Annotated in this window: 19 protein-coding genes and 1 tRNA gene; 10 read left to right on the forward strand and 10 right to left on the reverse strand. The window is 53.5% G+C overall.

The genetic code is table 11. From position 1 onward, the window contains the following. The first annotated feature begins 749 nt into the window (after positions 1 to 749). A complete protein-coding gene (locus AB9F29_RS04120; protein ID WP_039001438.1) occupies positions 750 to 1,136 on the forward strand; it encodes a methylglyoxal synthase in 387 nt (128 codons plus the stop codon). 15 nt (positions 1,137 to 1,151) lie between these two features. Then, positions 1,152 to 1,802 carry an aldolase gene (locus AB9F29_RS04125; protein WP_369754697.1) on the forward strand — a complete coding sequence of 217 codons (651 nt, stop codon included), beginning with the start codon at positions 1,152 to 1,154 and terminating at the stop codon, positions 1,800 to 1,802. A gap of 73 nt (positions 1,803 to 1,875) precedes the next feature. On the opposite strand, the gene AB9F29_RS04130 is transcribed toward AB9F29_RS04125, so the two are convergent. From AB9F29_RS04130 to AB9F29_RS04145, 4 genes are all read right to left on the reverse strand, one after another. Then, positions 1,876 to 3,162: a TRAP transporter large permease gene (locus AB9F29_RS04130; RefSeq protein WP_335584139.1), complete on the reverse strand. Its 1,287-nt coding sequence runs from the start codon at positions 3,160 to 3,162 to the stop codon at positions 1,876 to 1,878. Beyond that, positions 3,162 to 3,692, reverse strand: coding sequence for a TRAP transporter small permease (locus tag AB9F29_RS04135; protein WP_369754698.1), 531 nt, complete (start codon positions 3,690 to 3,692; stop codon positions 3,162 to 3,164). The genes AB9F29_RS04130 and AB9F29_RS04135 overlap by 1 nt, the downstream gene beginning before the upstream one ends. Before the next feature lie 69 nt (positions 3,693 to 3,761). Next, positions 3,762 to 4,748: a TRAP transporter substrate-binding protein gene (locus tag AB9F29_RS04140; RefSeq protein WP_369754699.1), complete on the reverse strand. Its 987-nt coding sequence runs from the start codon at positions 4,746 to 4,748 to the stop codon at positions 3,762 to 3,764. Positions 4,749 to 5,025: 277 nt separating this feature from the next. Further along, positions 5,026 to 6,531: an aldehyde dehydrogenase (NADP(+)) gene (locus tag AB9F29_RS04145; RefSeq protein WP_369754700.1), complete on the reverse strand. Its 1,506-nt coding sequence runs from the start codon at positions 6,529 to 6,531 to the stop codon at positions 5,026 to 5,028. A gap of 255 nt (positions 6,532 to 6,786) precedes the next feature. Here AB9F29_RS04145 and AB9F29_RS04150 point away from each other — a divergent pair, with 255 nt between their 5' ends. Further along, positions 6,787 to 7,140, forward strand: a complete 354-nt coding sequence (locus AB9F29_RS04150; RefSeq protein WP_039001444.1) for a cupin domain-containing protein — start codon at positions 6,787 to 6,789, stop codon at positions 7,138 to 7,140. On the opposite strand, the gene AB9F29_RS04155 is transcribed toward AB9F29_RS04150, so the two are convergent. The 4 genes from AB9F29_RS04155 to AB9F29_RS04170 all read right to left on the reverse strand — a co-directional run bounded on the left by AB9F29_RS04155 (position 7,137) and on the right by AB9F29_RS04170 (position 10,362). Further along, on the reverse strand, positions 7,137 to 7,889 hold the full coding sequence (locus AB9F29_RS04155) for a FadR/GntR family transcriptional regulator (protein WP_335584143.1): 753 nt from the start codon (positions 7,887 to 7,889) through the stop codon (positions 7,137 to 7,139). The genes AB9F29_RS04150 and AB9F29_RS04155 overlap by 4 nt on opposite strands. Further along, positions 7,865 to 8,581, reverse strand: a complete 717-nt coding sequence (locus AB9F29_RS04160) for a ribonuclease activity regulator RraA (protein WP_039001445.1) — start codon at positions 8,579 to 8,581, stop codon at positions 7,865 to 7,867. The genes AB9F29_RS04155 and AB9F29_RS04160 overlap by 25 nt, the downstream gene beginning before the upstream one ends. 1,232 nt (positions 8,582 to 9,813) lie before the next feature. Then, positions 9,814 to 9,890 (reverse strand) — tRNA-Arg (locus AB9F29_RS04165). Between the two features lie 160 nt (positions 9,891 to 10,050). Then, positions 10,051 to 10,362 carry an ETC complex I subunit gene (locus AB9F29_RS04170; protein ID WP_039001989.1) on the reverse strand — a complete coding sequence of 104 codons (312 nt, stop codon included), beginning with the start codon at positions 10,360 to 10,362 and terminating at the stop codon, positions 10,051 to 10,053. Between the two features lie 381 nt (positions 10,363 to 10,743). Here AB9F29_RS04170 and uvrB point away from each other — a divergent pair, with 381 nt between their 5' ends. Together uvrB and AB9F29_RS04180 are read left to right on the forward strand one after the other, a co-directional pair. Next, positions 10,744 to 12,915: an excinuclease ABC subunit UvrB gene (gene uvrB, locus AB9F29_RS04175; protein ID WP_039001988.1), complete on the forward strand. Its 2,172-nt coding sequence runs from the start codon at positions 10,744 to 10,746 to the stop codon at positions 12,913 to 12,915. Positions 12,916 to 12,987: 72 nt separating this feature from the next. Continuing rightward, positions 12,988 to 13,389: a hypothetical protein gene (locus AB9F29_RS04180; protein ID WP_369754701.1), complete on the forward strand. Its 402-nt coding sequence runs from the start codon at positions 12,988 to 12,990 to the stop codon at positions 13,387 to 13,389. 2 nt (positions 13,390 to 13,391) lie between these two features. On the opposite strand, the gene AB9F29_RS04185 is transcribed toward AB9F29_RS04180, so the two are convergent. Both AB9F29_RS04185 and AB9F29_RS04190 read right to left on the reverse strand, forming a co-directional pair. After that, positions 13,392 to 13,709, reverse strand: a complete 318-nt coding sequence (locus AB9F29_RS04185; protein ID WP_039001987.1) for an antibiotic biosynthesis monooxygenase — start codon at positions 13,707 to 13,709, stop codon at positions 13,392 to 13,394. A 91-nt stretch (positions 13,710 to 13,800) separates the two neighbouring features. After that, a complete protein-coding gene (locus AB9F29_RS04190) occupies positions 13,801 to 16,095 on the reverse strand; it encodes a glycosyl hydrolase family 28-related protein (RefSeq protein ID WP_369754702.1) in 2,295 nt (764 codons plus the stop codon). Positions 16,096 to 16,357: 262 nt separating this feature from the next. On the opposite strand from AB9F29_RS04190, the gene AB9F29_RS04195 reads away from it, so the two are divergent. From AB9F29_RS04195 to AB9F29_RS04215, 5 genes are all read left to right on the forward strand, one after another. Continuing rightward, on the forward strand, positions 16,358 to 17,053 hold the full coding sequence (locus AB9F29_RS04195) for an endonuclease/exonuclease/phosphatase family protein (protein ID WP_369754703.1): 696 nt from the start codon (positions 16,358 to 16,360) through the stop codon (positions 17,051 to 17,053). Positions 17,054 to 17,124: 71 nt separating this feature from the next. Then, entirely contained in the window at positions 17,125 to 18,273 is a 1,149-nt protein-coding gene (locus AB9F29_RS04200; RefSeq protein WP_369754704.1) for an ROK family protein, read from the forward strand. Beyond that, positions 18,270 to 19,367 (forward strand): Gfo/Idh/MocA family protein, encoded by a 1,098-nt coding sequence (locus tag AB9F29_RS04205; RefSeq protein ID WP_369754705.1) that lies wholly within the window; start codon positions 18,270 to 18,272, stop codon positions 19,365 to 19,367. The genes AB9F29_RS04200 and AB9F29_RS04205 overlap by 4 nt, the downstream gene beginning before the upstream one ends. A 13-nt stretch (positions 19,368 to 19,380) precedes the next feature. After that, positions 19,381 to 20,028: a ThuA domain-containing protein gene (locus AB9F29_RS04210; RefSeq protein WP_369754706.1), complete on the forward strand. Its 648-nt coding sequence runs from the start codon at positions 19,381 to 19,383 to the stop codon at positions 20,026 to 20,028. 109 nt (positions 20,029 to 20,137) lie between these two features. Continuing rightward, entirely contained in the window at positions 20,138 to 21,412 is a 1,275-nt protein-coding gene (locus tag AB9F29_RS04215; protein WP_369754707.1) for a 3-phosphoshikimate 1-carboxyvinyltransferase, read from the forward strand. Positions 21,413 to 21,477 lie beyond the last annotated feature (65 nt).

A 21,477-nucleotide genomic window follows, 5' to 3' on the forward strand; every position in this document is an offset into this window, starting at 1 on the left:
CTTCAAGCGCGACCTTGGCTTTGAACTCTGGCGAATGGTTCTTTCGTTTTTTCATTCTGGATCACTTCTCTCATCGTGCGATCCACCTTAACAACTGGTCCGAAATTCCGCGACCACCTCTCTCTACGGTGGTGCCCGTTAATACCCCACAGCGCTTTGCTTGCATACACCCTAGTCCTAGAAGCCATGCCGTGCGGGCAAACCTATGCGTAATAAATGAAGAGGACACGGAAACCCAAAGTACACGCGATCTTCAGCCATCACTACAATGACGTCCATTAATCCTCCCAGCGCCCGCTGATTACAAACAGGCCTTACCGCTTGCCAGTGTGGACAGACCTCACCCAAAAGCGTTACAGTAACGTGTACCGGACAAGAACACACTCGGCGAACAACCATCTGAAAAAATTTGGATATTTCGCCTACAACACGGCTCCGTTAGGCTCCACCATAGTATTTTTAAAATTTGCTATCGTTAGATCTCTCTTTATTTTAGGGGTGCACAAAGCTTCGAACTGTTTTTGCGGCGGCGTTGAGAAAAATGCTTAACACCCAAAATTTTACCTCGGAACCAATACCCCGAACAATAACGGTTTGAGTGATCCAGAAAGCGAAGACGTTGTCTCGTAGCCTGTCCCCTCTCACGCAGGGAGCGCACGCACAGGCGCTTCTTGAAAACACGCGATTTATTGACAGGACGCGCCGGGGGGCTTACCCAAAGGCAACTGATGGTTTTACAGGAGCATAGGATGCCCGCCCACCAAAAATCTCTTGCCCTTGTGGCCCATGACGGCATGAAAGACGCGCTGATCGAATGGGCGCGCCCACGGGTGGCGGAGCTGTCTAAGCATCGCCTATTTGCCACAGGGACCACGGGGGGGCGGCTGCATACGGAACTGGGGCTGGACATCACTCTCCTCAAAAGCGGCCCTTTGGGGGGCGATGCGCAGCTTGGCGCCATGATCGCGGAGGAAAGGCTCGACGGGCTTGTGTTTTTTGTCGATCCTCTCTCGGCCCTACCCCACGATGTTGACGTGAAATCATTGCTGCGGCTTGCGATTCTGTATGACACGAACTTGGCTGTGAATAAAACGACCGCAGATGCGGTTCTGGCCCATTTTGATACTCCAAAATAACCCCACGAGGCAGACATGACACCAGAAACGCGCTTACGCGAAGATATTTGCACCATTGCCAAATCGCTTTTTGATCGTGGCTTAACCAGTGGGGCCAGTGGCAATATTTCCGCGCGCACCGAGGATGGCGGGCTTTTGGTTACGCCAACGGGGAGTTGTTTTGGCCGCCTTGATCCTGCGCGACTTTCGCGTTTTAATGCGCAATTGAGCCATATCGGCGGGGACAGGCCAACGAAGGAAATGGCCCTCCATGAGGCCTTCTATGACACACGCGGCGCGAAGGCGGGGGCGATCGTTCATTTGCATTCCTGCCACTCTGTGGCGCTTTCTACCCTGCCCGACACCGACCCTGACAACATGTTACCGCCCATCACGGCCTACGGGGTCATGCGCCTTGGGAAAGTGGCCCTACTGCCGTATTTCATGCCCGGTGATCCGGCGATGGGCGGTGCCATAAGAGGACTCGCAGGCAAGCGCAGCGCCGTCGTTTTGGCCCATCACGGCCCTGTGGTCGCTGGCAAGGACCTTGAGGCCGCAGCCAACGCGATGGAAGAATTGGAAGAAACCGCCAAACTCGCCTTGCTGACACGCGGCATGACGCCAAATCTTCTGAGCGAGGCGCAAATTCAAGGGCTGGTGCGCGAATTCGGCGTTGAGTGGGACTAGATGTTGACCCTCCCCTAGAAACGCCAACGGGCCGCAACCATTTCTGGTGCGGCCCGTTTTTAATGTTCGCGCGTCACTCCATCAAAGACGGGAGAAACAGCGAGAACGACGGCACATAGGTAATCAAAATCAACGCCGCCAAAATTGCGATATAAAACGGCCAGATCGTCTTCAGGCATTCTTCGATTTTGATTTTACCCACGGCACACCCCACAAAGAGACAGGTGCCAACGGGCGGTGTGCAAAGGCCGAGACCCAAGTTCACAAGCATCATGATACCAAATTGCGTTGGGTCCATTCCCAAGTCACGGGCGATGGGCAAAAAGATCGGTGTGCAAATCAAAATCAACGCTGCCATATCCATGATCATGCCCAAAACAAGCAGGATAATGTTGATCATGATCAGAATGACGATTTTGTTGTCAGAGATTGCGAGCAATAAGTCACTAAGCTTCATCGGCACCTGATAGAGCGCCAGAAGATAGGCAAAGGCCGAGGCAAAACCGATGAGGATCATCACCATCGACGTGGTTTTAACCGTGCTCACAACCGAAGTTTTCAGGCCCGCATAACTCAGCGAGCGATAGATCAGCCCCGTCAAAACGAGGGCATAGATCGCGCCGAAAGCTCCAGATTCCGTAACGGTAAACACACCACCAAGAACACCACCGATAATGATAACTGCGGTAAACAGGCCCGGGATCGCAACAGCCCCCGTGCGGGCAACTTCGCCCCAACCGGGGAAAGGTTCAGCGGGATATTTATGTTTGATCGCGATAACATAGGCGGCAATGGCCAAACACACGCACATCAGAATACCGGGAATAACACCTGCCAAAAAGAGCTTATCAACCGCAATTACCCCACCTGAGGCAACCGCAAGAATAATCATGTTGTGGCTGGGCGGGATAACGATACCCGCAATCGACGAGGTGACCGTGACGTTGACCGCATAGTCAGGCCGATAGCCGCGCTCCTTCATCACGGGGATAAGGATCGACCCCAGCGCCGAAATATCTGCAATCGCTGATCCTGAAATTCCACCAAACAGCATGGAGGAAAAGATATTCACCGAGGCCAAACCGCCCCGCACGTGCCCAACGAGCGTAGAGGCAAAACGCACCAACCGGATGGCGATGCCGCCATGCATCATCACTTCGCCTGCAAGGACAAAAAACGGAATGGCAAGGAGGGGGAAGCTGGCGACGCCCGAAATCGTGCGCTGGAATGTGGTGACAAGGGGGAACCCTTCAAACCAAAACGCGCCCAATGCCGCAGCGCCCATGGCAAAAGCGACCGGCATACCAATGATCACGCCGCCAAAAAATACGCCCAAAAGGATGAGCAAACCATATTCCATTATTCTAACCCCTCGGAGAGATAAGCTGCGCGTTTTTCGGGGTCACAAACCATGATCAAAAGACGCGATGCGGAAAAGAGAAAAACAAGCGCCCCACAGAAAACGGCGGAGCCTGTGCGGATCCCTTCGGGAACATTCAGCATGGGAAGCAATGTCGACCAGCCGAAAATCGTAAGTTTGACGCCATATATAAACATTGCCAAGCCAAGCCCCGCCACGATGAGATCGCTTAAGATAAGCAGGAAAACTTGAACTTTGGGCGGAGACATATCGCGAAACAGGGTGACGCCAAGGTGGCTTCTTGTGTGAATGCCCGCAGCGGCCCCAAGGAACGTAATATAACAAATCAACACAAGGGCCAGTTGCTCAACCCATGTCGGCGTGACGTTCAAAACATAGCGGCCAAAGACCAGCCAACCGAAGGTGAGAACCATCACAGTGACGGCAATCGCGCCTGTGACAATGCATATTTTACTGAGAGTGTTGTTGAAACGGATGAGGTTATCCGTCCATTTCCGCTGCTCGCTCATTTTCATCTCCCATAAAAAAACGCGCCGACCTAGATGCAAGGGCGGCGCGACTCTTTGATATCGTGCAGATTAATCCGCAGCTTGGATCATCTCAACGAGACCCGCCATATCTGGGCTGGCAGCGAGGTACTGGTCGTAGACCGGAGCCATTGCGGCTTGAAACGCGGCTTTATCTTCGATTGTGTTCACAAGAACACCACCTGCGACAACTTTTTCCATCGAAGCCGCTTCACGGGCCTGCCACAATTCACGCTGTAGTTTCGCAGAATCCATCGCTGCTGCTTTTACAATGACTTGCTGCTCTGGCGTGAAGCCTTCCCAAGTTTTCAGGCTCATGCAAAGGCACTCAGGAATGATCAAGTGCTCGGACAACGAGTAGAATTTCGCAACTTGGAAGTGGTTTGTGGATTCGTAGGATGGTGGGTTGTTTTCCGCACCGTCGACAACGCCCGTTTTGATCGACTGATACACTTCAGCAAAGGCCATTGGTGTCGCGTTGCCGCCCAAAGATTCGATCATGCCAACGAACAAATCGTTGTTCATAACGCGAACTTTCATACCCTCAACGTCCGCAGGAACGTTCACAGGTTGAATAGAGTTATAGAAAGAACGTGCGCCAGCGTCATAGAAGGCCAGAGCTTTGATACCTTTTTTCTGCATACCCGCGTCGATTGCATCGCCAACAGCGCCGTCCATCAACTCATACATTTGAGGGATGGATTTAAAGATGAAGGGAAGCGAAACAACGTTTGCTTCAGGAACCGCTTGGCCCATCGGACCGAGACTGAATACGCCGAAATCAAGCGCGCCGAGGCGAAGCTGTTCGATCGCATCCGGTTGGCTTCCGAGGACGCCGCCGTGGTAAACTTTGCCACTAATTTCGCCAGCCGTCGCTTCTGAAACTTCTGCGATAAAGGCTTCCATGCCATAGGACACAGGGTAGTCTTCGACGTGGATGTTCCAGCCGCGCAGGTCTTTTGCCATTGCGCCAGTCGCACCAAAAGCCATTGCAACGCCTACGGCGCCTGCCCAAATTTTATTAATAGATGTCGTCATGAGGGATCCTCCCAAATCCTGATTTACATTAAAATTAACATATTTGTAAAAAGTTGTAAAAGCAACAGGGCAAATATCTCACAACGTAATTTTAAGTCTTTTAAAAACAGGCATTTAAAATGTCACCAAACTTTAGTGCACAAAAACAATTGGAAAATTGCGCCAAGATGGGAGGCAGTAAGGCTCATTGGAATCGATTTGGAACTCTTTCAACGCGCGAATCAAAAAGGGCCCACAAGAATGCAGGCCCTTCGCGTTCAAATAGGAACGATTTTCCTTAAGAGAAATCAGCCGGAAGAAGGCTAACCGGAATGTTTTGATAGCTCACAGGACGCAAGAAACGACGGATAGAAAGGGTTCCAACCGATGTCGCACCAAAGTTCGTGGATGCAGGATAAGGTCCGCCGTGCACCATTGTGTCACAAACTTCTACGCCAGTTGGGAAGCCATTGGCCAAGACACGACCAGCTTTGCGCTCAAGGATCGGGAGCAACTGACGGGCCAAAGGCGCATCTTCGTCATCCATGTGCAACGTACATGTGAGCTGCCCCACGAGGCTTTTCGCAACCGCGAGCATTTCGGCTTCATCTTTGGCAACGACTACAAGACCCAAGGGGCCAAAGACCTCTTCGCCAAGCTCTTCGTTCGCGAGCCATTCGGACGCCGTGGTTTGGAACAGATAGGGCGTCGCGTTGCGCAAATCACATGTCGTGGTGAGCAGCGTTTGAACGCCTTGCGAGCCTGCAACACGGTCCCGACCTGAATGATAGGCCGCCGCAATTCCGTCCGTCAGCATGGTTTGTGCGCCAACTTGCCTAAGGGCAACTTGCGCCGCGTGGACAAAAGCTGCGCCCTCGTCACCTTCCAAAACAACCGCGATTCCGGGGTTGGTACAGAACTGTCCTGCGCCCATCGTAAGGGAGGCAGCCCAGCCAGCGCCAAGCGTCGCGCCCTTAGTTTTGACTGCATGCGGCAGCATGAACATCGGGTTAACCGAGCCCAATTCCCCAAAGAACGGGATGGGTTCTGGACGCGCCGCACAAAGATCAAACAAGGCACGGCCACCACCAAGTGAGCCTGTAAAACCAACGGCTTTAATCAGTGGATGTTGAACACAGGCTTGGCCGACAGCACGATTTCCGCCCTGAATTTGGCTAAACACACCGGGGTGCACACCGCAAATTTCGATCGCCGCATGAATGGCTTGCGCCACAATATCCGACACACCGGGGTGGGCGGAGTGGCCTTTTACAACAACAGAACACCCAGCGGCAAGCGCCGCCGCCGTATCGCCACCAGCCGTGGAGAACGCGAGCGGGAAGTTGGAAGCGCCGAAAACAGAAACAGGTCCGATAGGACGTTGCATCATGCGAATCTCAGGACGAGGAAGCGGCTCGCGATCTGGAAGAGCCGCATCAAAACGGCGATCCAGATAAACGCCTTTTTCGATATGGTCTGCAAAGAGGCGAAGTTGCCCAACCGTGCGACCACGTTCGCCATTCAAGCGACCTTCGGGAAGGCCCGTTTCTTTGGTTCCCATTGCCGTAATTGCTTCGCCGCGTGCATCAATTTGATCTGCGATTTCGCGAAGGAACTTCGCACGGAACGCCCGTGTAGAGACGCCATATTCAACAAAGGCCTCTTCTGCGGCACGTGCGGCGCGATCAACCAATTCAGCCGATCCAACGGAAAACTTGTCCGCAACGCCAGAAACAGGTGTGTTTTCAAAGACGCCTTCGCCTTCGACCCATTCTCCAGCAATAAGGTGTTTACCCATCAACATAATTCTCGCCCTCCTTGGCATAGTCTATTGCATTTCGCCGCGCAAATATCCGCACGGTGTTGGCACATCGGTACCAGATGAGAATTGCTAAACAAGCAGGAAGTCCACCTGTACCGAGAGTAGTGCGTTTGAATTTCACAGCGCGGCACGTTTAAATGCGGGTCAAACGCCGTGGTGTGTTGCGAAGATGCGTTGACACCATCCGCATGTAATTTTACAAATAAACATCAATTTTCCTCTAATCAAAGGCGCATTATGACGCAAAACATTAACGCCCCCTCCGACTGGATGACCTCAGGACCGGGGGCCGAACGTCGTATTCTTTGCTATAACGATGACCTTATGATGGTTGAGTTCCGCTTTGCCAAAGAGGGCCTCGGTGCACTCCACAATCACCCCCACACTCAAACAACCGTTGTGGCTTCGGGGAAGTTCCAATTCACCCTTGAGGGGAAAACACACATTTTGGAAGCTGGCGACTCGCTTCTCATTCCGTCGCTGGCGATGCATGAATGCCTCTGCCTCGAAGGGGGTGTTTTGATGGATGCTTTCACGCCTTGCCGCGATGATTTCCTCGAAGCCCACGGCCTAACCAAAGTGCCAGCCTAAGCGCCGTCAAAAACGCGTTTTCGCGCATTTTCAACATGCACTCGCATTGCTAAACGCGCAGCCTCGGCATCAGACACCTTAATCGCTTTCAGAATGGCCAAGTGCTCGCCCTGTACCAATTCAAGGCGCGAGGCGGGCATTGTCAGCGAGAGGTTGCGCGTAAGATTCATGCCCGTGAGGATATTCGCCTTCATGGAATTCCGTGCCGAGGTGAAATATTGATTGTCTGCTGCTTCACAAATTGCTGCATGAAAAGCCTCGTCGGCATCCACGCCAAGCTCGTTTGCCTGCACACATCGGTCAAGTTCGTCGTAGGCCGTTTGAAGTTTTTGCAAATCCCGATCAGTGCGCCGGTTGGCCGCAAGAAACGCGGCCTCCCCTTCGATGGCGGCCCGAAATTCGAAAGTTCTTTGGATATCCGCAATCGATCCGACGGGTGCAAAATCCAACACTGAGCCGTCGGGGCGGCGCTGAACGTAAGATCCCGACCCTTGCCGCGACACGATCAAACCGTCTTCGCGCAATTGCTTTAAAGCCTGCCGCAGAACTGGCCGACTCACCTCAAGACTCTCACTAAGAACATGTTCCGTCGGTAATTTAACCCCGACCGCGAACTCGCCTAAAACAATCATCGAGACAATGCGTTCGTAGGCACGATCCGAAAGGGTTCGATCCCTGACGGGACGTCCCGCAGTTCTAAATGCCGTATTACTGTCGATCTCTGCTATCGATTGTTCTTTTCTCGCCACGCTGAGTATAAGTCCTTTGTTGCCGGATCCGTCGGCGGATATAGTCCGAAGGTTGATGCGCCCGCCTGAACACGCTCAAGCACAAAATCCTCAAATGCAGTCATCTCTATTGCCTCGTTTGCGACCTCATGGGCAATATGCTTGGGCAGCACGACCACGCCCTCGTTATCCCCCACGAGAATATCTCCTGGGAACACCGAAACCCCACCGCAAGCAATTGGTTCGTTAATGCCAATTGCGTGATGCTTGGTCAAGTTCGTTGGAGCACTTGGCTGCTTGTGATAGGCAGGCATCGACATCCGCGATATCTCGGGGGCATCGCGAAATCCCCCGTCGGTCACAATGCCTGCACAACCAAGAACGCTTAGTCGAGTCGCCAATATGCCACCTGCGGAAGCGGCACTCGCGTCACCCCGCGAGTCGATCACGAATACCGCGCCTTCTGGGCATTCTTCGACTCCTTTGCGCTGTGGATTTTGGGGATCGGCGAAAGTTTCCAACCCGTCCAAGTCCTCACGCGCTGGAATATAGCGCAGCGTATAAGCGTATCCGACCATATTCGGACCCGGGTTCATACGATGAATATTTTGGATGTAAATATTTTTAAAGCCACGCTTAAACATAGCTGTTGTCAGAGTCGCCGTACTGACTTTCATCAATATTTCGTGGAGTTCAGCGTCAGTTTCTTTCATATCGTGCAGCCCTTTAAAATCTTGTGACGCAGATGCGCCTTCCCTAATTTGTAAATGCCTCTGTTATATTTGTCAAATATTTGTAAAGATAAAGGGTGAAGTTTCTATAAAACATCCCTTACGGGGTGAATTACAACTAAATAGGAAGTACTGCCCGCAATTTCGTACATTGAGGCCAATAAAATTTGTAAAACCTGTCACGGCCCATAAATCAGGTGGCAATGAAATGACGCCAGCGCGCAAGATTTATCACAAATACAAAACGGGTCAGAAAGCCAAGCTATCAAATGTAAAGGGATCGCAAATACAATTGAAGCTCACGCCTCCCGACTTGAACGACGCTGAATTGCTTTCAATTGGGGAACCTCAAGTTTTGTATAAGGTCCAACTTTTGTTAGCGCGAGTACGCAATGTGAATAAGCCGTTGAATGGGGTTCGGGGAATTCAAAACCTGCCGCTTGTCCCTATCTCAAATTCTATCAGGTGAGTTACTCAGAATTGAACCTGACCGCTCGCTATTCTCTGCTACGAAAGGGGGTAAGGTTAACCTTGGGGAAACATCAACCAGATGCCTTGGCAGATTTCTTAGAGACCGGCGATTTTAGACGGCGAAAAATGAAATTTGATGAAAATGGCATATTGCAGATAGAACACTTTCCCAGCCGACAACGAGTGTCCGTAAATATCTCGAAAGCGCTTTTAGCGGATGCATTGCGCAAGATTCTGATCTCGGATGGCCGCAAATTAAAATCAACGTGGGTCAAAAATCCACCGTCTTCAACGTTCTAGGCCACCGGGATCCCTCCCTGTCCGCACGAACAAAATAGCAATAAATGGTCTTTCTAATCAGGGAGGAATGCCACGGAGTTGACGCATAAAATGTTCCATGATTGCTCTGACTTGAAAACGCTAGTCAGGAATAAGAGGCGCGACTAGGAAAGCGTTTACAAATCTAGGCGCAATCCAAACTCAGTAAAAACCATACTCAAAAATGGCAAGGCTACGGGGCTCGTCACCTCCGCGAAGACGTCGAATCTGTCTTTAGGCGACTGCTGACACGATCTGACGCCAGACCAAGCGTGCCAAAAAAGCGAAATGGAGCGATGCACATTGATGCAACCAGCTCGCGATAATGCACCTAAAGTCAAAATTCGATAAAAGGAGCAATAAACAAACTTCTTGATTGCGGCTTGTACGCTTATGTCCAATGGGTAGCAAATTAAATGGCTAAATGGTGATCCCATCAGGAATCGAACCTGAAACCCCCTGCTTAGAAGGCAGGTGCTCTATCCAGTTGAGCTATGGGACCACATTGTTCGGTGCGAGATGCACCTATTTGCTTTTCATAGCCTGACGGGCATGAATTTCAAGCGGAAAACCCCGCACTATGCGCAATTTTCAGTTTACACAGCCCATCTTTTTGGAAATGGAACGGCCCCACCATGTTCGAGGGCTCACGCCAGCGCGACTTAATGCGTCCAAGCGCCCCGACGATTCGTTGCGAAGTTTTCGCCGTAGCCGCCTGCACGGATAACTGGCTTGCGTGTTTTTGGCTCTTGAACACTCGCCTCAATGCCATTGGCGCGCGCGTATTCTAGCGCCGCATCCTTGCTGTCGAACCGAAGCCGAACTTGGCTCTGCATATCATCGGAGCTTGTCCACCCCATCAATGGGTCTACGTCACGCGCGGAAGCTTGCGCAAACTCAAGAACCCAGACTTTAGATTTTCCCATGCCCGACTGCATGGCATTTCTGGTTGGCTGATAGATACGGGCGCGCATGGCGGTCTCCTGAAAAACTTGAAGTCTTATCGCAAAGAAACAGCCCGCATTGCAAGTATGAACGCACGTTAAGGTGCGCGACATCATGATAATTATCTTCTTTTTGGGGGGGGGAAGTAGATTGTCGACCTAAACTGGGAGCGGGGTGGGTTGGGGTGGGTGGGTGCGCTTAGATCGACAATCATTTCTGCTGCTTACTTGGTTAACCTACGCACCAGAATTACCCCAAGCAAGTAAAAAACTCGCTTAAGTTGCATTGCTTTGCATAAAATTCAACCTAAACACGTAACACTTTATTAACAAATGCACGGAAATCCCCCTCCGCCCCCTTGAAGTGGAACAAAAAGTGATCAAATCTGTGGGCGAATAAGGAACTGATTCATGAACGTCCCACAGACCCCACAAAACCCAAACGGCCGCAAGAAACTCGAAGGCGGCAAACGTTTTGTGCTGAGTTCGGAGTTCTCTCCCGCAGGCGATCAGCCCACTGCCATTCGGGAGCTGGTTGACGGAATAAACTCCGGTGAGCAGAGCCAAGTCCTGCTGGGGGCCACGGGTACGGGCAAAACTTTTACGATGGCAAAGGTGATCGAGGCGACCCAACGCCCCGCCATCATTCTTGCGCCCAATAAAACCCTCGCAGCCCAGCTTTATGCTGAATTCAAAGGCTTTTTTCCCGACAACGCCGTCGAATATTTCGTTTCATTTTACGACTATTACCAGCCCGAAGCCTATGTTGCCCGCTCCGATACCTTCATCGAAAAAGAGAGCCAGATCAACGAACAGATCGACCGCATGCGCCACTCGGCGACACGCGCCCTCCTCGAACGCGATGACGTCATTATCGTGGCCTCCGTCTCCTGTATCTATGGCATCGGGAGCCCTGAAACCTATACCGAAATGACGCAGGATTTGGTCGCTGGCGAAACCTATGTACAGCGCGAAATCATGGCCGGCTTCATCGCGCAACAATACAAACGCAACGACGCGGGATTCTCGCGCGGAACTTTTCGCGTCCGCGGCGACAGCCTCGAAATATGGCCCAGTCACCTCGAAGATCGCGGCTGGCGATTTTCCTTCTTTGGCGACGAACTTGAGGGAATCACCGAGTTCGACACGCTCACGGGTGAGCGTACAGATGTGCTCGAAAAGGTTCGCGTCTATGCGAATTCGCACTATGTGACCCCCCGCCCGACTCTCCTACAGGCGATAAAATCAATCAAATCCGAGCTCGCGATTCGTTTGAAACAATTCGAGAGCGAGGGAAAACTCCTCGAAGCCCAGCGCATCGAGCAACGCACGAAATTCGACCTTGAAATGATCGAGGCACAGGGGTTTTGTAACGGGATCGAAAACTATTCGCGCTATCTCACGGGCCGCGCCCCCGGCGAGCCGCCCCCCACCCTTTTTGAATATATCCCTGATAATGCCATCGTCTTCGCCGACGAGAGCCACGTTTCCGTGCCCCAGATCGGCGGCATGTATAAAGGCGACTTTCGACGCAAAAGCACGCTGTCGGAACACGGTTTCCGGCTCCCCAGCTGTATGGACAACCGCCCCCTCAAATTCGAGGAATGGGACGCAATGCGCAGCCAATCGATCTTCGTTTCCGCGACCCCGTCAAAATGGGAAATGGAGCAAGCGGGAGGCGTCTTTGCCGAGCAGATCATTCGACCAACGGGGCTGCTCGACCCCATCATTGAAATCCGCCCTGTCACCACCCAAGTTGATGATCTTCTTGATGAAATCCGCAAAGTAACCGCGGGCGGCTATCGCGTTTTGGTCACAACCCTTACCAAACGCATGGCCGAAGATCTAACGGAATACCTGCATGAACAGGGCATCAAAGTGCGCTATATGCACAGTGATATTGATACCCTTGAGCGCATCGAAATCCTCCGCGACCTGCGCCTAGGGGCCTTTGATGTACTGATCGGGATCAACCTTCTGCGTGAGGGTTTGGACATTCCGGAATGTGGCCTTGTCGCCATTCTCGACGCCGACAAAGAAGGTTTTTTGCGCAGCGAAACCTCGCTGATCCAAACCATTGGCCGTGCGGCGCGTAACGCCGAGGGCCGCGTCATCATGTATGCGGATCGCATTACTGGAAGCATGGAACGCGCGATTGGCGAGACAGACAGGCGGCGCGACAAGCAAATCGCCCACAATCTGGCAAACGGCATCACCCCAACAACCATCAAGAAAAACGTCGAGGATGTTCTTTCGGGCCTCTACAAGGGCGACGTCGACATGAATCGCGTCACCGCCGTCATCGAAAAACCGTTGTTCGGGGCGAATCTATCCGCGCATCTCGACGGCCTGCGGGTGGATATGCGCAAAGCTGCCGAGAATTTGGAATTCGAAGAAGCCGCGCGTTTGCGCGACGAGGTTCGGCGTTTGGAAGCGGTTGAACTTGCCGTTTCTAACGATCCCATGGCCCGCCAATCCGCGATTGAAGCGGCAAGCGAAACGGCAAACAACAAACGTGGTCGCAGCACGGCAGGCAAAAGCGGCACCCGCGCTTATCGCGGCAAATCCGAAGCTAAGTTCTAGAAAGGGAAGGACTTCTCTAAGGCTTTAAAATCGACTAACCTCGTTGAATATTTGGCCCGATTGGAGAAAGCATTGCGTATTCATCCCAAAACCAAGCACCTCACCCTCGGGGCGACGCTGTCCGGTATGGTGCTTTTGGTTGCCTGCGCCACGCCACAGCAACGTTGTATCAACGGCGCCACGCGCGAGTACCAAACGGTTGCAATTCTGGCGGAACAAACCGAGTTAAACATCGCGCGCGGCTATGCCATCGACATTTCCTATGTGCCCTACACGGTTTACGAAACCTGTTATTACGGGAATCGGCGCGCCTATGCCTGCCCACAAACCTACAATCGCACGGTAGAAACTCCGCAAACAATTGATGTCGCCGAACAAAAGCGCATTCTAGCCGATCTCAAGATCAAACTATCCTCCCTGCAAGAGGCCTCCGCTTCGTGGATTGCTCAATGCCAAGCACAGTATCCTGAATAGAGTTAAAAAACTGCTGACACCTCATACATAACGGGCTCGAAACTCTTGCAAAGGTCGCTAATCGCGCGATTACGAGCCCGCATTTCCTCCGTGCGCAGCATCGCTTGAAAATCCTCGCGCCGCGTCCATTGCGAGTAATTGGCAATCCGCGTTTGCGCATCATTCACATGCAAGCCAGCCCCAATAAATCCGGGTTGTTTGCTGATAAAAACCTCATAGGCGTCGGTCAGTGCGTCGAGCAAATCCTGACAGGTACCCGGGGTCATTTCAAAAGTAGTGATGACCGTTTGAACGGGGGCGGCGACGGAAATAATTGGCATAAATGTCCTCCTCTCCTTTCAGCCTAGCTGATAGAAGAAAAAACGCCAAATTCAAAAAGGGGGCACGTTTCCGCACCCCCGCTTTTCTTTTTTACACGGGATTATCCATCCGCACCGTCAAATGAACGGTACCGCGACAGGCCTGCGACCACTTCACCCGCACCTCGTCCTGATCCGCGCCTTGCTTGAGAGCGCAGTACGGGAATTCCGTCACATGCGTGTTGGACGCGCGCAGAATTTTGCCATCCGGCACAAGGCCCACCATCGATTTGGTCATGCCCCCAAAAGGAAGAAGCGACTCCGTCGAAACCACCCAACTCGCCGAATCCGAATTCTCAACGTGCTTAAAGGTCAGGGGATTATAAATCGGCTGGTTCACCAAATTAAAGGTGTTCCCCTGCACAATAACATTGCGCGCCGAATTCATATCAAGCCCTGCATAGGTTTCATCTACATGGTCAACACGGTCAATATTTCCGTTCAACGATCTGAAAACATTGCCAGAAACATTCAGCCCTGAGAGATAATGCCCCGCCCCGTAAGGCTTGATAACGATCCAATGGAACCACGGTGCAACGTCATTTACCGTGAAAATATTCCCCGTGATCGTCAGTCCACCAAAGGCAAATTCGTTGTTAAAATCGGGCGAGGAATCATGCTCATTTGTGATTTCGATAAAGTTGTTATCGACATAATTCCCAACCACCGTCGCCTTGGGGTTAGCCGTTGTGAACACCAGACCCGCCTTGCGAATACCGTCCGTTTCGCCATCGCCTTGGAACCAATGGTTGCCAGAAAAGAGGTGCCCTGTGCCGTTCCAAACGCCAAAAGTACCAAATTTTACCGCGCGATTATCGCGAATTTTGGAGTCGTTGGAATTGACGTTGATGGCCACAGACGACCGGTCTTGTGATCGGGTACTCTGTTCATTGGACAGGAATTGGCAGCGATCAATCAGCATCCCCTGACATCCCGTCCCCGGAGAGGTAATTCCACGGCTTTTCGGCTTAGTAATAAAGCAATCCCGCACTTGGAACGTCAATCCGTCCGGCGCCAGCAAAATCGCGCTCGCCGTCCCCGCGCATTGAAATTCAATATCCGACAGTACGAACTTGTCCAATCCCGAGAAGCCACTAAAATCAAGCACATACTTGAACCGCCTGAAGGTGTAGTTCTGGGTGCCCGCCGCCGCAAAAAGAGGCTGGCTCAACGTCAGCTTTTGCGCCCCGACGTTCACCGCCTTTACATAGATTTCACGCCCCACACCCGCGCCCTGAACCAGCGATCCGACCTGAATATTCGCAATATTGGCGACACTTGTGAGCTCATTAGAATTACCCGTGGAATAAGAGGCAATGGACGTCACCACCACATCATTCCAGTTCGGTCCAGAAACAACGTTGAACTGGCCATTTCTAATCACCCGCCGCACAGCAAAGGACGAAATATTGCTAACCACCGCCTGAACGTCGATCGGTTCCGTCAGTTCAATCCGGCGCCCCTGCATATCCAGCGACTCATGGTCGGTATAATTAAACAGAGCTTGAAGCGCCTTCTTAAACGCAAGCACTTCATCGCCGCCAAAGGCCGCGATATAGGCCCCAAGGTTATAGTTTTTCGTCAACGAAAGGCGTGCCTCTACGGGCATTGTCAGCGAGCCTTGAAATCTCACGCGGTTTTGGAACGTCACGTTGCTCGGAAGGGAATACACCCCGTCCGAGATCAAAACCTCCCGCCCGTTTGCCGCCGCATCCGCCGCTTCAAACGCCGCGACATCATTGGTCACGCCATCGCCAATCGCCCCGTAATCCTTCACATCAACCCAATCCATCATTGTGCGATGAAACACGCTGGTGACGTCTTCGATTTTGATGTCGTCAATCCGCACGACGGCTCCGTTGGCCCCCGTCAGGTTCAGCCCGAAGTGGCCATATAACGGCGCCATGCCCCATGCCAAATCGACACCCGGACGCGCGCCTGTCCCAACAATGGCCGAGACCTCGACGACCTTACCATAAGCAGTGAGGGCCTTCGTCGGGCCGACCTCGACGATGCCGCCCACATGGTTATTCGCCGCGTCTCCGGCCCAACCCGCGATCTGGATTGAGGGCAAATTCCCGCTAATTGCCTTCACCCGCGCCGTGACGCGCAAATAACAGCCAGGCAGCATCGGCGTTTCACCCATCCAGCGAAGCTGTTGAGTCGTTTGCGTTTTCAACAATTCCAAGCAGCCGCCAAAATCCTGATCCGCAGGCACATAAGCCGCATTTCCGGATCCCGCATATGTATCCGACCCCGCCGTCCCATTCTGAGAGGACCAAACATCCAACCCGTTTGCAAATGTCGGCGGCATAAAAACCAGCCCCTCTGTAATCGCTTTGTTCATCAATAAACCTTTCCACATTCACGGGATCCGCAGCCCCAAAACACCCCACTACAGCACGTTAAAAACGGTGGTGGTCTTGTTTTGAGAGCAAAAGGCACAAGGCCCAGACAGAGGTCATTCCTATCAAACTGGCCTTAAATCCCCCCTACAGCGCCGTACGCAGACTCGCTGAATTCGGAACGTTTCATGGGTGTTGACACCTTGTGCTTCGCCCCGTCATACGTCACCATTACGCCGACCTTTCAAAGACGAATGATTTAAAATGCGCATCGCCAGCTATAATATCCGTAAATCCGTCGGCCTTGACTGGAAGCGCGATCCCGACCGAATTCTCAAAGTTCTCCGTGAAATTTCCGCCGACATTGTTCTTTTGCAAGAGGTCGACAAACGGGTGGGCTCCCGACAAGGCACGCTCCCTTCGCCTGTTGATCCAGACGGAATTCAGTACGATTTCGTCGATATCGCCGAGCGCCCATTGAGTGTCGGCTGGCATGGCAATGCGATCCTCTACGGGCCAAGCGTCGAACTCCTCTCCTTTGAGCGCGTCCCCCTGCCCTCGTTTGAACCGCGCGGTGCGGTTTCCGCCCTTTTTCAAACCAAAGGGTCCAAGCCCTTCCGCGTCATCGGCGCGCATCTCGGCTTACAAACAACAATGCGCGCAAAACAAGCGGCCGCACTGACGGATTATATGGCGAGTATGCCCTCGGGAACTCCCTGCGTTCTTGCTGGTGATTTCAACGAATGGCGCCTGCACGGTGCCGCCTGTCAGGTCTTTGAAAAACAGTTCGACGTCCTCACACCAGGGCCGAGTTTTCACACCGCCCGCCCCAAACTGCCCCTCGACCGTTTTGTCGTCTCGCGTGAGGTCGTTTCCTCCGAATGTCGCGTGTTCACATCCGACACAACCCGCAAGGCCTCCGACCACCTCCCGATCTATCTCGACACCGACAGCCTCTAATCTGCTGAAACTCTGCTTGAAAAATGCGCCAAAAATATTTATTCAGGACTCCAAACTAAATGGATTCCTGAATGGTTCTCAAGATCTCAGACCCCTTATTAATGCGCGAAATCAACAAGTTCAGCGTCCTTGAGACGATTCGCAAACACGAAGTTATTTCCCGCGTCGAAATCACCAATCTCACCCAACTCAGTCGTACAACCGTCTCCGCAATCACTGGCGGCCTCCTTGAAACGGGCCTCATCGAGGTCAGCCACACCGACGAAGCCTCCCGTGGCCGCCCCCGCGTAAACTTGGCCCTCGTTGCCGATGCGGCCTATGCGTTTGGTGCCGCATTGACGGAAAACGGCCTTACCCTCACCCTCGCCAACTTTCGCGGCGATGTCATCCTCACGGCCCATCACTCAAAGGATTTCTTGCACTTACCTCCCGACGCTCTCACTGATTTCATCGCCTCCCACCTCCTTGAGGCCTGCGCCGCCGCAAATATCGACAGCCGAAAAGTCAACGGCCTCTGCCTTGGCATTTCCGGCCTAATCGACCCCATTTCAGGAGCCTGCGCCCAGGGCGCCGACTTCGCAAAAATCGCCCCGCACCTTTCCCAAGCCCTTCACGAGAAAACCGGCCTCGCCATCTTCCTCGAAAACCACGCCGAGCTTCTCGCCCTCAAGAAACAATGGTACGACCGCTCCGATGGAAGCTGCGCCGTCGTCGTCCTCAACGACGTCGTTGAGATGTGCTTCCTTGCGCCCGACCCTACCCAAAACACCCCAAAACTCAGACCCGCGTTGGGCCACACCAAAGTGCGAGGATCAGCCGAAATTTGCGCCTGCGGCCAAACCGATTGCGCCCAAGCCTACCTCTCGAAATCCGCCCTAACAAAAGCATTCCATTCACATAAAACGACAGGCGAAATCCTCTCAAACCTCGCGCCCTCCCAAGCAAAACCCCTCGCTGACATCCTTGGCCAATCCCTCGCCCATGCCGTGAACCTGTTTAACCCCGACACCTTGGTCACAACTTGCGAAAGCGCCTCTTTCCTCACCAAATACGCGCAGGAAATCACCACAAGCATTCGCGCCAACGCGACCACAGATAATTTCCAAACCACAAAACTCGAATTCCTGCCCCTAGACCTGCAACATGTCGCGCTCGGGGCCACAGCGCTTGTGCTCAAGGAATTCTACAAAGCGCCATGGATCGCGCAGGAGGCACTATGAAAGACACCATCAAGGTCGGCGTTATCGGATGCGGAAACATCTCCGACGCCTATCTCAAAGCAGCACCCCAATTCCCCGTCCTGTCCATCGTGGCCTGCGCCGACATCAATATGGACGCAGCCTCCGCCAAGGCCGAAACCTATGGGATTCAATCCCTTACGGTCGACGACATGCTCGCCGACCCCGAAATTGAGCTGATCCTCAACCTCACAACCCCCCAACACCACGTGCCTGTGGGCCTCAAAATCCTCGAAGCTGGCAAACACGCTTACTCCGAAAAACCCCTCGCCATTTCCGTCGATGAAGCCACCCAACTCACCGCCCTCGCCAAGCGCAAAAACCTCCGCGTCGGCTGCGCCCCCGACACATTTCTTGGCGGCGCACACCAAACTGCCCGCGACGCCGTCGACGCGGGAACCATCGGCGCGGCTCTCGCGGGTTCCTGCTATATGATGTGCCCCGGCCACGAAGCGTGGCACCCAAACCCCGACTTTTATTATCAATCCGGCGGCGGCCCCCTCATGGATATGGGCCCCTATTACATCACTGCCCTCATCAACATGATCGGCTCCATCGAGGCCGTCACAGGCGTCGCAAAAGCCTCCTACGCCAAGCGCGAAATCGCCTCTGGCCCGCGCCAAGCGGAGGTTTTCAACGTCGATGTCGAAACCCATATTTCCGCAATCCTGAGCTTCACCTGCGGCGCCCAAGTTACCCTCACAACAAGTTTTGACGTCCATAAACACGATCACAATCACATCGAACTCTACGGCTCCAAAGGCTCCATGATCGTCTCCGACCCCAATCATTTTGAGGGCGACATTCAGGTCAGCAAAGGCAAAGGCGACTGGGAAACCCTCCCCCAATCCCACCTATACGGCGACGGAAATTACCGCGTCATCGGCCTTGCGGACATGGCCCAAGCCATCCTTGACGGCCGCCCCCACCGCGCCAGCCTCGAACTCTCGCTCCATGTCCTCGAAGCTATGGAATCCATCCTGAAATCCGCCGAAACGGGCCGCCGAATCTCCCTCAAACACCAATGTTCCCGCCCCGCCGCTCTCTCCGACCAATTGCCCTTTGGCCACCTCTAAAAAGGAAAATCTAATGTCCAAGAAAACTGCCCTCATCGTATGGGGTGGCTGGGAAGGCCACACCCCCGAAGCCAGCGCAAACGTCATGAAATCCACCCTCGAAGCCGCAGGTTTCGACGTCACCATGGATGCCTCCACCGAAGCCTTCTCTGACCCAAATTTGGGCCGTTTTGATCTCATCATGCCCGTCATAACCATGTCGACGATCGAAAAAGAAGAGCTCACTAATCTCCTCGCCGCCGTGCGCGCGGGTTCGGGTTTTGCCGGATTCCACGGCACCATGTGCGACAGTTTCCGCAACGAACCAGACTATCAATTTATGACGGGCGGCCAATGGGTTGCACATCCGGGCGACATCATCGACTACACCATCCAAATCACCAAAACCGACGATCCGATCACAGCAGGTCTTAGCGATTTCGCCTATCATTCCGAGCAATATTACATGCACATCGACCCCTCGATCGAAGTCCTCGCGACCACCACATTCGACGGCAGCCGTTTTGACGAAATCGACGGCGTCACCATGCCCGTCGCTTGGAAACGCCGCTTCGGCAAGGGCCGCGTCTTCTATTCTGCCTTGGGCCACATCGCGGATGAATTTAACGTCCCAGAGATGAAAACCCTGATGGAACGTGGCGCCCTTTGGGCCGCACGCTAACCCTCAACATCTTTCCGAGGCTGAAACCTCCCAGCCTCGGAATCCCCTGTTGCGACACCGCGCACGCCTGCGTAAAACAGGCATGACCGCCAACAGCAAGGATCTCCAAATGACGCACCCCTCTACTGACACCAAGATCCTTTTGTCCGTCAACGACCAGACCCTCAAAGGCTCCGTCGCCGTCCCCGGTTCCAAATCCATCACCAACCGCGCCCTCCTGCTCGCCGCCCTCTCTGTGGGCGAAACCAAACTCACAGGCTGTTTAGTAAGCAAGGATTCCGAGCTTATGGCCCAAGCCCTGCGCGATTTTGGTGTCTCGGTCAGTGCCGTGAACCCCGTCGAAACCATCGTCAAAAGCACAGGCAAACTCGTCCCCCCAAAAGGCGAGGTTTTCGTCGGCAACGCGGGCACAACTGCCCGTTTCCTCACCGCCGCGGCCTGTTTGGCCGATGGCACGACCGTCCTCAACGGCGACGAAGACATGCAACGCCGCCCCATTCAGCCCCTGATTTCCGCCCTCAACGACCTTGGTTTCACCGCCTCAAGCGCCACGGGCTGCCCCCCCGTCACCCTCACGGGCGGCGCCAAAAACCTCGCCACCGATGTTGAAATCGACGCTGGCCTCTCCACCCAATATATCTCCGCCCTGATGATGATCGCACCCCGCCTTGAAAAAGGCCTCACAATCGCCCTCAAAAACGCCAATGGCCTCGACGGCGCGGGTTATCTCGATGTCACAACCCGCATCATGCAAGAATTCGGCGTCACGGTCGAAACCGATCCCGCGGGCAAATGGATCGTCCCTGCGGGAGAATATCGCGCGCCCGACTATGCGGTCGAACCCGACTATTCCGCCTGCACCTACCTTTGGGCCGCCGACGCGCTTTCAAAGGGCGAGGTCTCAATCTCCAACACCAAAGAAGGCGAAACCGCCCAGCCAGATGCCAAAGCGCTCGACGTCATCCGACAATTCCCCCACATGCCCGCCGTCGTGGACGGCTCTCAAATGCAAGACGCCGTCCCAACATTGGCCGTCTTGGCGGCCTTCAACGAAACACCGGTGCGCTTTATCGGATTGAAAAATCTACGCGTCAAAGAATGCGACCGCGTCGAAGCCCTCCGCGAAGGTCTCACCCGCATCAACGCCACTTTGGCCACCGTCGAAGGCGACGATCTTTTGGTAAACGGCGCGCCCAACATCAAACCCGATGCCGCAACCACCGAAATCCGCACATTCAACGATCACCGCATCGCGATGTGCTTCGCCCTCGCGGCCATTCGGGTGGAGGGCATCATTATCCAAGACCCAAATTGCGTCGGAAAAACATTCCCCGACTATTGGGTCGAAATGGCACGCATCGGGATGGTTTCAACCGAAGTTTAAAAACTTTAAAGAATTTAAAAAGGGCGCCTTTTCGAGGCGCCCTTTTTTAAACTTTCGACCATTTA

Source organism: Falsihalocynthiibacter sp. S25ZX9 (assembly GCF_041205405.1).
GTDB lineage: Bacteria > Pseudomonadota > Alphaproteobacteria > Rhodobacterales > Rhodobacteraceae > Falsihalocynthiibacter > Falsihalocynthiibacter arcticus.